Below are 14,526 nucleotides of genomic sequence, written 5' to 3'. Positions count from 1 at the left end.
GAGGGCCGGACATCGTGATCGCCTCGTGATCAGTGACCCGGGGCGACCCTCGCTCACAAAAGCGAAGGAACCTCCGCCGCCGAGACCTCTCTCGCCGCTCGCTCCACCGCGCTTGCCAGCAGCGCCAGGTCCGTCGGCCCGTTGCCCAGCTCCCTTACCGGGCGGCGGGTCGGGGGGTCGCCCATGCGCGGCCAGTCGAGGGGGACGACCGTGGGGCGCTGGGTCGCCGTGCGGGGGATGCGGCCGGTGACGCGGCCCGCCTGGAACGCCGTGACGTGGCCGTCCGGTGTGGTCAGGCGGCCACGGCCCGGGGCCGGTTCGTCCGGCCCCGCGGTGGGCGGGTCCAGGGTGACGCGCAGGGTGGCCCGCCGGGCCGGTTCCGTCTCCGCCGTACGGCCGCCCGCACCGGCCGCCGCGATCAGGTGGACGCCGAGCCGGTCGCCCTCCTTCGCCACCGCCTCCAGCGCCCGCATCACGGAACCGGCGGCCGGACGGCCCGGCGAACCGAGGGCGGGCGAGACCAGGGCGTCCAGATCGTCGACCACGACGACCAGGCGCGGCAACGGCGGTGGTGTCTCGGTGCGTTGGCGGGCGGCGGCCCCGGCCGACGGGCGCAGCCGGATCGTGGAGCTGGGCGGTGCCTCTATGTCGGCGGCGCCCGACGCGGCGGGGCGGCCGCGCTGGGCGACGATCCGGCCCGAGATCTCCCGCTGGGCGTGCCAGTCGGTGAAGTCGGAGCGGCCCAGCAGTTCGGCCCGCCGCTTCAGCTCGGCGCTCAGTGACTGCGCCAACTCCCGCATCCGGACCGGGTCGTTGACGGAGAGGTGGGTCGTCACGTGCGGTATGTCGGTGCACACCCGCAGGCCCTCGCCGAGTGCCGCGCCGGTCCCGGTGCCGACGCCGTCGCGGCCGTCGATCAGGACGATCCCGAGCCGGTCGGGGCGCTCGGCGGCGGCCAGCGAGGCCACCATCGCCCGCAGCAGCTCCGTACGGCCACTGCCGGGCGGGCCCTCGACCAGCACATGCGGTCCCTCGGTCACCAGGTCGGCGCCGAGCGGGCCGCGCGGTCCGGCGCCGAGCACCACCCGGGCCCGGCCGCCCAGCGACTCGGCGTCGTCGGCCGCGTCCGCCCAACGCGCCATCAGCGACGCCGGGGTGGCCCGCGCCAGCCCCAACTCGTCCAGCAGGCGGGCGGACTGGGGGAGCGGGGCGGCCACGCGGGTGTGCCGGTCGCCGGCCGGGCCGTCGGGGCGCAGCGGGGCCAGCGCCCTCGCGAACCGCTCGGCCCAGGCGGGGGAGACCGCGTCCACCGCGGCCAGGGTGCCGGGGCCGACGGGGCCCGCCGCGTCGGTGCGGGCCACCCGCAGCAGATGCAGTGCCGTCGCCACGTCCCCGCTGAGCAGGGCCACGGCCCCGCACTCCCGGAACGTGGGCGTCACCGCGCACGCCGCCTCGTAGGTCTGGGTGACCGGCGAGGTGGGCGAGGTGGGGGCGGTCTCCGCCAGGCAGATCACATGCACTCCGGCCCGCGGCCCGGCGACGGTCAGCCGTGCCACCGCGTCACGCAGCGCCGAGCCGCCGGGATCGCCGTCCACGACGACGACCGTGTACGGCCCCGGGAAGTCGCCCCTGCCGTCGCCGTCGTCGGCGCCGAGGTCGTCGCGGGCCCAGGAGGGGCGGTGGGCGGCCTCGGCGGGCGGGGCGTCGACGGTCGTACCGGCCAGGTTCGGGCGGTCGGCGGCGGTGGCCGGGCGTCGGGGCGCGGACAGGTCCTCCACCCTGCGCAGCAGTTCCTCCACGCGGGCGGCGGCCTGTTCGCGGTCGTAGGCGAGCAGGAGGCGGCAGTCCTGGCCGTGCCCGGGGCGGACGTGCGGAAGCCAGCCGAGCCAGGACCACTCGGCCGTGCGCTCCTCCAGGGGGCGGGCCCGGTCCGCGCTGATCAGCACGATCTCCAGCAGGTCGGGGGAGTGCAGCGCGGCCAGCTGCGCCAGTACAGCGCGGGCGAGGCCGGCGAGGCGGGTGCGCGGACCCGCGAGGCCGAGGGCGCCGGCCTCGCGCAGGTCGGCGGTGACCGGCACGGCGGGGAGCAGTCCCGGTCCGCCGGGCGCCGGGCGGTCCGCCGTGCCGAGCCGGACCGTGAGCGTCTCCGGGTGGCCGGGGCCGCGCTCCCAGAGGCGGGGACCGGGGCCGAGCGCGGTCAGCAGCAGGGCGGCGGGGTCCGGCCAGGTCTCGGGCTGGGCGGGGACGTCGGCCGATGCCGGGCCGCCGACCTCGGCCGCGGGCTCGCCGTCGGCGGCCGACGGGACCTCACCGCGCCCGCCGGCCAGCCGCCGCGCCCAGGCCCCGAGCCCGCCACGCCTGCGGGCGCCGGGCAGGGCGGGAGCGTCGGTGCCGCGCAGGGGGGTGCCTTTGCGCCGGCCGGAGGAGGCGGCGGGGGCGGCGCCGTCGGAGACGTCGTCGGCCGACAGGGCGCCGTCCGGGGAGGCCCCGTGGTGCGCCGCCGCCGGGCCGGAGGCCGCGGGTCCGGTGGCGGAGCTCCGGGCGCCGGGGCCGGCCGCGGGTCCCGTCGGGCCGCTTCGGGCACCGGAACCGGTCGCGGGCCCGTTGGAGCCGCTTCGGGCGCCGGGGCCGCCGAGGACCCCGGAGCGGCCGGCGTGGGTGTCGCCGGAGCGTTGCGTGGGGGCGGGGCGGTCGGCGGCGGTGAGGCGTTCGGCGGTGGTGCGGTCCGTGGCGGTGAAGCGTTCCGGGGCGGTGGTGCGGTCCGCGGCGGGGCGTTGCGCGTCACCGGAGCGTTGGGTGGTGGCGGAACCGCCGCGTGGGCCGGGCAGCCCGCCACGGCTTCCGGCCGACGGGGGCTCGTACCCGCGTCCGGCCGCGGGGGGCTCGTACCCGTGCCCGGCGGACGAGGGCGCCTCGCGACCGGGGCCGGTCGCCTGTGCTCCGTCCCAGCGTCCGGCCGAGGACGGATCGTGCCGGGATCCGGCCTGCTGCGGTCCGTCTGCGCGTCCGGCCGACGGGGGCTCGTGCCCGGGCCCGGCTGCCTGTGATCCGTCCGCACGCGCGGCCGTGTGCGGTCCGTCCCCGTACCCGGCGCCCGCGGGGAGCCCGCTGCCCTGCCCGGCCCCGGCCGGGACCCCGCTTCCCCACCCGGCCTGCGGCGACCCGCCGCCCTGCCCGGCCGTCGGCAGCCCACCCCGGCTCTCGATCCTCGGCGCTTCCCCCTGCGCGGGTACGACCGGTGACTCCACCGGCCCGTGCTCCTGGCCCCCCGCCGCTCCGCCCGAGGCTCCCCAGCCCGCCGTGCCGTAGGCGTGATGGGTGCGCCCCGCGGGGCCGGTCGAACCGTCGGCCGCGGCCGTCCCGCGCGCGGGGCTCGTGAAACCGCCGGCCGCCGAGCCGTCGCCGCGCCTCCCGTCGCCCGCGTCCCCTGCCTCGCCCTCGCCCCCGAGCAGTACCCGCACGCATCCGTCCCCGTCCGGTGCCGTGCCCACCCGGGCTCCCGGTCCCCCGGACGGCGTAAGCCGCAGGGCCGATTCCCCGATGCGCAGGAGCGCTCCCGGGGCGAGGCGGACCGGGCGGTCGGTGACGCGGGCGCCGTCCAGGGCCGTGCCGTTCGTGGAGTGCAGGTCGGCCACCGAGACGCGGCCGTCGGCGGCGACCGTGACCGCGCAGTGCAGCCGGGAGACGTCCGGGTCGTCGAGCGGGACGTCGGCGTCGGCGGAGCGGCCGATGGTGATCTGGCCGCCGTGCAGGAGGTGGACCCCGCCCGCGTCGGGGCCGGCGATCACATGCAGCTGGGCCGGGGCGTCGTCCAGCTCGGGATGCGGCTCGGGGGCGGCGGGCGCGCCCAGGGACAGCACGGCGCCGTCGACCAGCGGGGGCTCGCCCAGGGTGCGGCGGCGGGCGTCCAGCCGCTCCGCCCCGGCGTACAGCACGACGGGGGCGCCGCTCGTCTCCCGGCCGCCCGGGCCGCCGTCACCGGTCACCGCCGAGGCCAGCGCGGAGGCCACCGCGGCCAGATCCGTGCCCGCGGGCGCCGTCACCAGCACGTCCCGGCTCACGGTCCGGCCCCGCTGCGCGGCAGGGCCCAGCGGGTCTACGACGGTCAGCCGGATCTGCATCGCCGTCAGCGGTCCCTTCTGCGCGGGCGCGGAATTCCCCCCACCGCCACGAGCACGTCGGCCAGTTCTGCTGTCGCACGCATCCTCGCACCTGCCACTGACAACGCGCCCACGACCCGATGGTAAGTGATCTTGATTGGTCAGCTCTGCCCCCAAAAGTGCCTGACCAATATCGCGCGGGCGATCACTTGAGATCGGTCACGTCCGGACCCGGCAACCACCGGACCGAAGCGAGCGTCTTTCCATCGAACAACTGCGGGAACGCCTACGTATGGGGATACATCCGGAACACTTGTCGGCCGCCTGCCGTGCGGGGGAAAGCACAGCCGGACGACAGCCCGGTGCCAGGGACCACGGCACTACAGTGGGTCGGACACAAGAACCGGACACACCAGCAAGCGACAGGGAGCGGATGACGTGCGGCCGGTAGGCAGCAAGTACCTCCTGGAGGAGCCGCTCGGACGCGGCGCCACCGGCACCGTCTGGCGTGCCCGCCAGCGGGAGACCGCGGGCGCCGAGGCGGCCGTGCCCGGCCAGCCCGGGGAGACCGTCGCGATCAAGGTCCTCAAGGAAGAGCTCGCGAGCGACCCCGACATCGTGATGCGGTTCCTGCGGGAGCGTTCCGTCCTGCTCCGGCTGACCCACCCGAACATCGTCCGGGTCCGTGACCTCGTTGTAGAGGGCGATCTCCTTGCCCTGGTCATGGACCTCGTCGAGGGCCCCGACCTGCACCGCTACCTGCGGGAGAACGGTCCCTTCTCGCCGGTCGCCGCCGCGCTGCTGACCGCCCAGATCGCCGACGCGCTCGCCGCCAGTCACGCCGACGGCGTCGTGCACCGCGACCTGAAGCCCGCCAACGTGCTGCTCCAGCAGTACAACGGCCAGATGCACCCGCTGCTGACCGACTTCGGCATCGCCCGGCTCGCCGACTCCCCGGGCCTGACCCGCACCCACGAGTTCGTCGGCACGCCCGCGTACGTGGCGCCGGAGTCGGCCGAGGGCCGCCCGCAGACCTCCGCCGTCGACATCTACGGCGCCGGCATCCTGCTGTACGAGCTGGTCACCGGCCGCCCGCCGTTCTCCGGCGGCAGCGCCCTCGAAGTCCTCCACCAGCACCTCAGCTCCGAGCCGCGCCGCCCGTCCACCGTCCCCGACCCGTTGTGGACGGTCATAGAGCGCTGCCTGCGCAAGAACCCCGACGACCGGCCCAGCGCCGAGAACCTCGCCCGCGGCCTGCGCGTCGTCGCCGAGGGCGTCGGCGTGCACGCGAACTCGGCGCAGATCGCCGCCGCCGAGGGGGTGGGCGCGCTGCTGGCCCCCGACCCGGCGCCGGCGGCCGTACCGGGGTCGGCCGATCCCACGCAGGTGCTGCCGAACACCGGCGCGGCCGGGTCGTACGACCCGAACGCGGCGACCAGCGTGCTCCCGCACACCGGCGGCCCCGTCGGCGCCGCCGATCCGACCGCCGTGCTGCCGAACACCGGCGCCGCCGACCCGACGGCCGTCATGCCGCCGATGCCCCAGGGGCAGCCGGACCAGCAGCAGCCGGAGCAGCCGCATCCCTGGCAGACCCAGCTCCGCGCGGCCCGCGACCGCAACGAGCAGACGCAGGTCCAGTACCTCGACCCGAACGAGGACCCGCTGCGCCGCCGCCCCCAGCGCCAGGTGGCCCGGCCGCAGCAGGCGCCGCAGCGCCAGGCCCCGCAGCAGCAGCCGGTACGCCGGCCGCAGCCGCGCGGGCAGCAGGGCGGCGGGTACGGGCAGCAGGGCGGATACGGCCAGCAGCAGCCGGCCGGGTACGGCCACCAGCCGCAGCAGTACGCCCCGCCGCCGCAGCAGCCCCAGCGCCCGCAGCAGCGCTACGCGCCGCCGGCCGCCCCCGCCGAGCCGCAGCGGGCCCCGCGCGAGCCGCGGCAGCGCAGCGCCAACCCGATGAAGATCCCCGGGCTCGGCTGCCTCAAGGGCTGCCTGTTCATGGTCGTCATCCTGTTCGTCGCGGGCTGGCTGATCTGGGACCTGACCCCGGTGCACACGTGGGTCGGGGAGGGCAAGGGCTACTGGCACCAGCTGAAGGACTGGACGACGTCGGTCAGCAACTGGATCGGCGACCTCGGCAACGGCCCCGGCAGCAACAACTGACCGCGAGTCTGGGGATTTGTCGACACCTGGCGGGTGATTTCCGCCTCCGTGGTGAAGGTTGGCTCATCGGACGCGTACTTTTGTCGGCAACACGCGTCTGTAGGAGCAGCCTTGGCACGGAAGATCGGCAGCCGGTACACCGCCAACCAGATCCTGGGGCGGGGCAGCGCCGGCACGGTGTGGCTGGGCGAGGGGCCGGAAGGGCCCGTCGCCATCAAGCTGCTGCGCGAGGATCTCGCGTCCGACGAAGAGCTCGTGGGCCGCTTCGTGCAGGAGCGCACGGCCCTCCTGGGCCTTGAGCACCCCAACGTGGTGTCCGTCCGCGACCTCGTCGTCGACGGCAACGACCTCGCCCTCGTCATGGATCTGGTCCGGGGCACCGATCTGCGCACCCGCCTGGAGCGGGAGCGGCGCCTCGCGCCCGAGGCCGCGGTGGCCATCGCCGCGGACGTCGCGGACGGGCTGGCGGCGGCCCACGCGGCGGGCGTGGTCCACCGGGACGTGAAGCCGGAGAACGTCCTGCTCGACATGCAGGGCCCGCTCGGCCCCGGCGGTGCCCACCCCGCCCTGCTGACCGACTTCGGCGTGGCCAAGCTGATCGACTCCCCGAAGCGGACCCGCGCCACGAAGATCATCGGCACCCCGGACTACCTGGCACCGGAGATCGTCGAGGGCCTGCCGCCCCGGGCCTCGGTGGACATCTACGCCCTGGCGACCGTTCTGTACGAGCTCCTCGCGGGCTTCACCCCGTTCGGCGGCGGCCACCCCGGCGCGGTCCTGCGCCGGCACGTGACGGAGACCGTCGTCCCCCTCCCCGGTATCCCCGAGGAGCTGTGGCAGCTGCTCGTGCAGTGCCTGGCGAAGGCGCCGGCCTCCCGGCTGCGGGCGTCCGAGCTGGCCGCGCGGCTGCGGGAGCAGCTGCCGACGCTGGCGGGGATGCCGCCGCTGGACGTCGACGAGCCGGAGACGGAGGCGTCGGAGGGGGCGGCCGAGGAGACGGCCGCCGCTCCGGCCGGTGAGGAGCAGCGGGTACGGCGCCGGGGGGCCGTCTCCCTGGTGCCGGGGGCGAAGCCGGACTCCAACCGGGACACGCACACGTCGATGAGGGTGCCGGGTCCCGACGAGCTGGCGGGCGGCGCGCGGGGCACGGCCAGGGCGCCGAGGGCGTCCGGGGCGCCGCGGCCGGGCTCGGCCCGGCACAAGGCGGCGGCGCGGCGGCGCAGGGTGACGCTGGGCGTGGCCGGGGTCGTGCTGGCGGCCGCGGTGGGCGTCGGCACCTGGCTGGCCACCTCCGGCGACGACTCCCCGCCCCAGGACACCCACAGCACGTCGACCCCGTGACCCTCCGCCCGCCCGCCTGACCCGGCGACCGCGGTCCCCGGACACCGGCCCGCCCCACCCGGCGGGCGGGCCGGGCGTCGGTGGCCGGGCGCTGTCCGCTTGGCGGAGCCGTTACGCTGGGAGGCGTGGCAGTCGTCGATGTATCCGAAGAGCTCAAGTCCCTCTCCTCGACCATGGAGTCGATCGAGGCCGTTCTGGACCTCGACAAGCTGAGGGCAGACATCGCCGTGCTCGAGGAGCAGGCGGCCGCGCCGTCCCTGTGGGACAACCCGGACGAGGCGCAGAAGATCACCAGCAAGCTCTCCCATCTCCAGGCCGAGGTCAGGAAGGCGGAGACGCTGCGCGGGCGGATCGACGATCTCGCGGTGCTGTTCGAGATGGCCGAGGAGGAGGACGACCCGGACACCCGCGCCGAGGCCGACTCCGAGCTCGCCGCCGTCAAGAAGGCACTGGACGAGATGGAAGTGCGGACGCTGCTCAGCGGGGAGTACGACTCCCGCGAGGCGCTCGTGAACATCCGCGCCGAGGCCGGTGGCGTCGACGCCGCCGACTTCGCCGAGAAGCTGCAGCGGATGTACCTGCGCTGGGCGGAGCAGAAGGGCTACAAGACTGAGGTCTACGAGACGTCGTACGCGGAAGAGGCCGGCATCAAGTCGACCACCTTCGCCGTCCAGGTGCCGTACGCCTACGGGACGCTCTCGGTCGAGCAGGGCACCCACCGCCTGGTGCGGATCTCGCCGTACGACAACCAGGGCCGGCGCCAGACCTCGTTCGCGGGTGTGGAAGTCCTCCCCGTCGTGGAGACGACCGACCACATCGAGATCGACGAGTCCGAGCTGAGGGTGGACGTGTACCGGTCCTCCGGGCCCGGCGGGCAGGGCGTCAACACCACCGACTCCGCGGTGCGCCTCACCCACATCCCCACCGGCATCGTCGTCTCCTGCCAGAACGAGCGGTCGCAGATCCAGAACAAGGCGACCGCGATGAACGTCCTCCAGGCCAAGCTGCTCGAGCGGCGCCGGCAGGAGGAGCAGGCCAGGATGGACGCCCTCAAGGGCGACGGCGGCAACTCCTGGGGCAACCAGATGCGTTCGTACGTCCTGCACCCGTACCAGATGGTCAAGGACCTGCGCACGGACTACGAGGTCGGCAACCCCGAGGCCGTCTTCAATGGCGAGATCGACGGCTTCCTTGAGGCCGGAATTCGCTGGCGCAAGCAGCAGGAGAAGTAACTTTGTCGACTTGCCCATGGCGAGTCGGCCGATCCGGAACTGCCGCCCCCGTGGCGGCAGTTCTCGTATTTCCGGGCCGCGCCAGGGCTATGTCTGGGTTTTACATCACACTCACAGGCTTCAACTCCCCGCATTCGGCGCGCAACTGGACATCGCGCCCGCAACGGCCTTGACGTTGCTTTGAAAAATGGGAAGGGTGAAGCGTGGCGTGCGTATCTTTGGGGCGCATGAGAACCGGGGGGCTTGCGCATCCGTAGCTATCTCCGTAGAGCACAGCCCCAGCGCCGCCAACCTGACATTCAGCTACTGGGGGTAGCAACCAGATGACCAAGAAGACACGGATCCGGGTCGCGCGGATAGCCGCCTGCGCCGTGATCGCCGCCGGTGCCTCGCTGACCGCCGCCGGCGCGGCCTCCGCCCTCTCCATCGGCGTCGAGGCCAATGAGGGCGGGCTGACCGCCACCGTCAGCACCGACGACGATCCGACCGACGGGCCCACCGAGATCCCGACCGGCCCGGCCACGAGCGAGCCGCCGGCGAGCGAGCCGCCGAGCAGTGAGCCGCCCTCCTCGGAGCCCACGGACGAGCCCACCGAGCCGACCGACGAGCCCACCGAGCCCACGGACGAGCCCACCGAGCCGACCGACGAGCCGACCAGCGACAACCCGACCGACGGCAGCGGCACGGGCACCGGCGACGGCGGCAGCGGCAACAACACCGGCACCGACGGTAACTCGGGCACCTCCGCGCAGGAGGAGGGCTCCTCCGCCCTCACCGACACCGGTTCGGACGCCTCGAACACCCAGGCCCAGGGTGGCGGCGACCAGCTCGCCGAGACCGGTGCCGCGCAGACGACCTTCCTGGTCGTCGGTGCCGCCACGATGATCGCCGGCGGTATCGGCTTCCGTGTCCTGCCGCGCCTCATGAGCGGCCGCGGCGGCGCCGCGGCCTGACGGTAGTCATTCGCTCGCCGAGCGAATGCGTCACATACGGCGAAGGGCCCGGAGCAGCGGCTCCGGGCCCTTCGATCGCTTTTCGCAGGCTTCGCAGACTTCGCCGTGCGCTTTTCCGCGGCCTTCGCTACGCGGTCCGACCTTCGCTACGCGGTCCGACCTTCGCTACGCGGTCTGATGCGCCAGTAGCGCCACCGCGGCGATCAGTACCGCCAGCAGCCCGATCAGTGCCATCGGGTTCAGGCCGCCGAGGAAGTTCTCCTGCTGAAGACGCTCGCGGTTGGCGCGGCACACGTGGCACCGGCCTTCGCTCACAGGCGCCGCGCAGTTCGCGCACACCAACCGGTCGTACGTCATGCGCTCGCCCTCCTTGCACCGGCCATTACCTACATAACGCGCAGCGGAACGAGAACGTTCCCCCTCCACTGTGCCAGGTTCCCCCGGAAAGGGCGCGGCCGTCCGGGGACCTCGCCCCGGCGTTCCGGAAAGACTGCCCCGGAACAAAACCGCACAAGCCTTACCCAACCGTGACCGGCGCCTGCGCTTCCTCACCCGACTCGCGTATGGTCACGCTCATCTACCCCCGGCGACCCGTGGTGCATCCGTGATCCGATTCGACAATGTCTCCAAGGTCTACCCCAAGCAGACCCACCCCGCACTCAGGGATGTGTCCCTGGAAGTGGAGAAGGGCGAGTTCGTCTTCCTCGTGGGATCCTCCGGCTCCGGAAAGTCCACCTTCCTGCGGCTGATCCTCCGCGAGGAGCGGTGCAGTCACGGCCAGGTGCACGTCCTGGGCAAGGACCTCGCCCGTCTCTCCAACTGGAAGGTGCCGCAGATGCGCCGCCAGCTCGGGACGGTCTTCCAGGACTTCCGCCTGCTGCCCAACAAGACGGTCGCCGAGAACGTGGCCTTCGCCCAGGAGGTCATCGGCAAGTCCAAGGGCGAGATCCGCAAGTCGGTGCCGCAGGTGCTCGACCTCGTCGGGCTCGGCGGCAAGGAGGACCGCAGGCCGGGCGAACTCTCCGGTGGTGAGCAGCAGCGCGTGGCCATCGCGCGGGCCTTCGTCAACCGGCCCAAGCTGCTGATCGCCGACGAGCCGACCGGCAACCTCGACCCGCAGACCTCCGTCGGCATCATGAAGCTGCTCGACCGGATCAACCGGACGGGCACCACCGTGGTGATGGCGACGCACGACCAGAACATCGTGGACCAGATGCGCAAGCGCGTCATCGAGCTGGAGAAGGGCCGACTCGTCCGCGACCAGACCCGCGGCGTCTACGGCTACCAGCACTGAAACCGATGCACACGTTCCCGACGCTTCACGCGCTCCACGACGGAAAGGCATAACCCGACGCCATGCGCGCCCAGTTCGTACTGTCGGAGATCGGAGTCGGTCTCCGCCGCAATCTGACGATGACCTTCGCGGTCGTCGTCTCGGTCGCCCTGTCCCTGGCGCTCTTCGGTGGCTCGCTCCTCATGAGCGACCAGGTCACCACCATGAAGGGCTACTGGTACGACAAGGTCAACGTCTCGATCTTCCTCTGCAACAAGAGCGACGCCGAGTCCGACCCCAACTGTGCCAAGGGCGCGGTCACCGACGACCAGAAGAAGCAGATCCAGGCCGACCTCAGCAAGATGTCGGTGGTCGAGAAGGTCACCTACGAGTCGCAGGACGACGCGTACAAGCACTACAAGGAGCAGTTCGGCGACTCCCCGCTCGCCGACTCCCTCACGCCGGACCAGATGCAGGAGTCCTACCGGATCAAGCTGAAGGACCCGCAGAAGTACCAGGTGGTCGCGACGGCGTTCGACGGCCGTGACGGTGTCCAGTCCGTTCAGGACCAGAAGGGCATTCTGGACAACCTCTTCGGGCTGCTGAACGGTATGAACTGGGCGGCACGCGCGGTCATGGCGATGATGCTGGTCGTCGCTCTGATGCTGATCGTCAACACGGTGCGCGTCTCCGCGTTCAGCCGTCGGCGTGAGACCGGCATCATGCGCCTGGTCGGCGCCTCCGGCTTCTACATCCAGGCCCCGTTCATCGCGGAGGCCGCCGTCGCCGGCCTGATCGGCGGCACGGTCGCCTGCGGATTCCTGGTGATCGCCCGCTACTTCATCATCGACCACGGCCTGGCCCTCTCCCAGAAGCTGAACTTGATCAACTTCATCGGCTGGGACGCGGTGTTGACCAAGCTCCCGCTCATCCTCGCAACGAGCCTCCTGATGCCCGCGCTTGCGGCGTTCTTCGCGTTGCGCAAGTACCTGAAGGTGTGACGCATGCCAAGAGGGCCGTACGGGCAACCGACCGTGCGGCCCTCTTGCGTTGTCCTAGACTCACCGGCATGTCAGGCCGAGAGCTGTTCTGTCAGCCCCGCCGGGTTCGCCGGGGGGCGGCTCTGACGTTGGTGTTCGCAGGGCTGTTGGTGACCGGGGCGGCCACCGGCGCGTTCCCCGACCCGGGGCAGTCCGACCGGAAGACGCCCAGCGGAGCCGCTCGTGCCGCCGACCGGCACGAGGACGTCGCCAAGGCCGCCGCCGACGCGATGGCCGACGGCAAGTCCCCCATGGAGGCCGCCGAACGGGCCGTGAGCCGCAGCGGGGACCGGTGGGCCGCGGTCTACTCCGAGGGCGAGTACCAGGAGTTCGAGGAAGCGCTCGACGGCCAGTACACCGGTGTCGGACTGTGGGCCCGGCGGGAGCGGGACGGCCGGATCGAGGTGACCAAGGTGCAGGCCGGGTCACCCGCGGCCACCGCCGGCATCAGGAAGGGCGACCGGCTGCGCAGTGTCGACGGGGCGGACGTCGACGGACGGCCCGTCACCGACGTCGTCTCGTTACTGCGCGGTGACGCCACCGACGCCCGCGCCGGTACGACCGTCACCCTGGGCCTCGAACGCGGCACGCACGCGTGGCGCGAGACCCTGCGCCGGGCGCTGCTGTCCACCGACTCGGTGACCGTCCGCAAGCTGTCCGCCGGTATCACCGTCATCAGGATCTCCGCCTTCACCAAGGGCTCGGGGGAACTCGTCCGCGACGCCGTACGGCGGGCCCCCGCCGACGGCGGGATCGTGCTCGACCTGCGGGGCAACTCCGGCGGTCTGGTCAGCGAGGCCGTCACCGCCGCCTCCGCCTTCCTCGACGGCGGCCTGGTCGCCACCTATGACGTCGACGGCGCCCAGCGCGCCCTGCACGCGGACGCCGGCGGCGACACCGCGAGGCCCCTGGTCGCGCTCGTCGACGGCGGCACGATGAGCGCGGCCGAGATGCTCACCGGCGCCCTCCAGGACCGCGGCCGTGCGGTCGTCCTCGGCTCCCGCACCTTCGGCAAGGGCTCCATCCAGATGCCCACCCGGCTCCCCGACGGCTCGGTCGCCGAACTCACCGTCGGCCACTACCGCACCCCTTCGGGCCACACCGTCGACGGCCGGGGCATCACCCCCGACCTGGAGGTGGGCGGCGGGGCGCTGGAGCGGGCCGAGACGGTCCTCAGTGGCCTCGGCGACCCGTCGTAGCCTAATCCGCTTCCCTCGCACCCCCTCCGTAGTGCGAAAATGGAGGGCACTATGGCCAAGGGAATGTACGTACCGAAAGAGTCCCAGCAGAAGCAGCAGGGGACGGCCGCCAAAGCCCGGGACGGCGAGAAGGGCGGCAAGCGCAAGATCGTCGCGCAGAACAAGAAGGCGCGGCACGACTACGCGATCATCGACACCTACGAGGCCGGCATCGTCCTGTCCGGCACCGAGGTGAAGTCGCTCCGCCAGGGCCGCACCTCGCTGACCGACGGCTTCGTGCAGATCGACGGGAACGAGGCGTGGCTGCACAACGCCCACATCCCCGAGTACAGCCAGGGCACCTGGACCAACCACTCGGTGCGCCGCAAGCGCAAGCTGCTGCTGCACCGGGAGGAGATCGACAAGCTGGAGGCCAAGTCCCAGGAGACGGGCCACACGATCGTGCCCCTCGCCATCTACTTCAAGGACGGCCGCGCGAAGGCGGAGATCGCCCTGGCGCGAGGCAAGAAGGAGTACGACAAGCGGCAGACCCTGCGCGAGCAGCAGGACCGGCGGGAGTCGGACCGGGCGATCGCGGCGGCGAAGCGGAAGCAGCGCGGCCAGTAGGGCGAAGGCGCGGGGAATACGGTGGCATCGGTGTGCGTTGGTCACGTACGATGGCACCAACACCTGGGGAAGCCCGGGTGGCGCATTGAAAAATCAACATGGGGATGATCGGTTTCGACAGCGGATGTTGAAACAGGGGAAGCGTGTCGAGGAAGCGGCAATGATCTCGTTAACCATATGTCGCAACCAATAATCGCCAATTCCAAGAGCGATTCCCGCGCCTTCGCCCTCGCTGCCTAATAAGCAGTGAGTGAAGGCCCTTACGGGTGTCAGACCGGGGATGTTCCCGACCCGGACCCTGGCATAATCTAGGGGACTAAACCATCGAGCCCGGTCACGGGGTTCGATGGGAAATCAAACAGTGACTGGGCCCGTCGGCGACTTGTTCGCGAGATCACCGGGGCCGAGAAAATCACAGCGAACTGCACACGGAGAAGCCCTGTTTTTGCACCGTTGGACGCGGGTTCGATTCCCGCCATCTCCACAGTCTCCATGTTGCGAGGGCCCGGTGGTCGTTGACCACCGGGCCCTCGTCGTGTTCGCAGGGCTCGGCTGATGTGAAGGTTGATCTCGTTCAGTCAAAAACTCTTCACAGATGGTGCACAGGTTTACTAAAGTGCGA

Annotated in this window: 10 protein-coding genes and 1 other RNA gene; 9 read left to right on the top strand and 2 right to left on the bottom strand. The window is 72.5% G+C overall.

Translation table 11 applies throughout. The annotated features are described in order from the left end of the window. Positions 1 to 53 precede the first annotated feature (53 nt). On the bottom strand, positions 54 to 4,121 hold the full coding sequence (locus AB0N16_RS33010) for an FHA domain-containing protein (RefSeq protein ID WP_365803137.1): 4,068 nt from the start codon (positions 4,119 to 4,121) through the stop codon (positions 54 to 56). Positions 4,122 to 4,538: 417 nt separating this feature from the next. On the opposite strand from AB0N16_RS33010, the gene AB0N16_RS33005 reads away from it, so the two are divergent. The 4 genes from AB0N16_RS33005 to AB0N16_RS32990 all read left to right on the top strand — a co-directional run bounded on the left by AB0N16_RS33005 (position 4,539) and on the right by AB0N16_RS32990 (position 9,786). Further along, positions 4,539 to 6,260: a serine/threonine-protein kinase gene (locus tag AB0N16_RS33005; protein WP_365803135.1), complete on the top strand. Its 1,722-nt coding sequence runs from the start codon at positions 4,539 to 4,541 to the stop codon at positions 6,258 to 6,260. 111 nt (positions 6,261 to 6,371) lie between these two features. Next, positions 6,372 to 7,601: a serine/threonine-protein kinase gene (locus tag AB0N16_RS33000; RefSeq protein WP_365803132.1), complete on the top strand. Its 1,230-nt coding sequence runs from the start codon at positions 6,372 to 6,374 to the stop codon at positions 7,599 to 7,601. Between the two features lie 125 nt (positions 7,602 to 7,726). Then, a complete protein-coding gene (gene prfB, locus AB0N16_RS32995; protein WP_351701428.1) occupies positions 7,727 to 8,833 on the top strand; it encodes a peptide chain release factor 2 in 1,107 nt (368 codons plus the stop codon). A gap of 323 nt (positions 8,834 to 9,156) precedes the next feature. Further along, positions 9,157 to 9,786, top strand: coding sequence for a hypothetical protein (locus AB0N16_RS32990; RefSeq protein ID WP_365803129.1), 630 nt, complete (start codon positions 9,157 to 9,159; stop codon positions 9,784 to 9,786). Between the two features lie 165 nt (positions 9,787 to 9,951). On the opposite strand, the gene AB0N16_RS32985 is transcribed toward AB0N16_RS32990, so the two are convergent. Then, the gene (locus AB0N16_RS32985) at positions 9,952 to 10,143 is read right to left on the bottom strand and encodes a hypothetical protein (RefSeq protein WP_362576838.1); all 192 of its coding nucleotides are present in this window, start codon (positions 10,141 to 10,143) and stop codon (positions 9,952 to 9,954) included. A gap of 247 nt (positions 10,144 to 10,390) precedes the next feature. On the opposite strand from AB0N16_RS32985, the gene ftsE reads away from it, so the two are divergent. From ftsE to ssrA, 5 genes are all read left to right on the top strand, one after another. Further along, the gene (ftsE, locus tag AB0N16_RS32980) at positions 10,391 to 11,080 is read left to right on the top strand and encodes a cell division ATP-binding protein FtsE (protein ID WP_360489516.1); all 690 of its coding nucleotides are present in this window, start codon (positions 10,391 to 10,393) and stop codon (positions 11,078 to 11,080) included. 62 nt (positions 11,081 to 11,142) lie between these two features. Beyond that, a complete protein-coding gene (gene ftsX / locus AB0N16_RS32975; RefSeq protein ID WP_365803126.1) occupies positions 11,143 to 12,060 on the top strand; it encodes a permease-like cell division protein FtsX in 918 nt (305 codons plus the stop codon). 68 nt (positions 12,061 to 12,128) lie between these two features. Continuing rightward, positions 12,129 to 13,298: a S41 family peptidase gene (locus tag AB0N16_RS32970; RefSeq protein ID WP_365803124.1), complete on the top strand. Its 1,170-nt coding sequence runs from the start codon at positions 12,129 to 12,131 to the stop codon at positions 13,296 to 13,298. A 63-nt stretch (positions 13,299 to 13,361) separates the two neighbouring features. Next, complete coding sequence (gene smpB, locus AB0N16_RS32965; protein ID WP_351701596.1) at positions 13,362 to 13,904, top strand: SsrA-binding protein SmpB; 543 nt, start codon at positions 13,362 to 13,364, stop codon at positions 13,902 to 13,904. A gap of 100 nt (positions 13,905 to 14,004) precedes the next feature. Continuing rightward, positions 14,005 to 14,391, top strand: a transfer-messenger RNA (tmRNA) gene (gene ssrA / locus AB0N16_RS32960). The last annotated feature ends 135 nt before the right edge of the window (positions 14,392 to 14,526 follow it).

It is taken from the genome of Streptomyces sp. NPDC051105, assembly GCF_040682795.1.
Taxonomy (GTDB): Bacteria; Actinomycetota; Actinomycetes; order Streptomycetales; family Streptomycetaceae; genus Streptomyces.
The sequence above is the reverse complement of the archived record's forward strand: the minus strand, read 5'-3'. Positions and strand labels throughout refer to the sequence as shown.

Bases quoted from the DNA above. Each gene is read 5' to 3' on its own strand.
- AB0N16_RS33010 (WP_365803137.1), bottom strand. From the start codon at position 4,121: ATGCAGATCCGGCTGACCGTCGTAGACCCGCTGGGCCCTGCCGCGCAG.
- AB0N16_RS32990 (WP_365803129.1), top strand. From the start codon at position 9,157: ATGACCAAGAAGACACGGATCCGGGTCGCGCGGATAGCCGCCTGCGCC.
- AB0N16_RS32985 (WP_362576838.1), bottom strand. From the start codon at position 10,143: ATGACGTACGACCGGTTGGTGTGCGCGAACTGCGCGGCGCCTGTGAGC.
- ftsX (WP_365803126.1), top strand. From the start codon at position 11,143: ATGCGCGCCCAGTTCGTACTGTCGGAGATCGGAGTCGGTCTCCGCCGC.
- AB0N16_RS32970 (WP_365803124.1), top strand. From the start codon at position 12,129: ATGTCAGGCCGAGAGCTGTTCTGTCAGCCCCGCCGGGTTCGCCGGGGG.
- smpB (WP_351701596.1), top strand. From the start codon at position 13,362: ATGTACGTACCGAAAGAGTCCCAGCAGAAGCAGCAGGGGACGGCCGCC.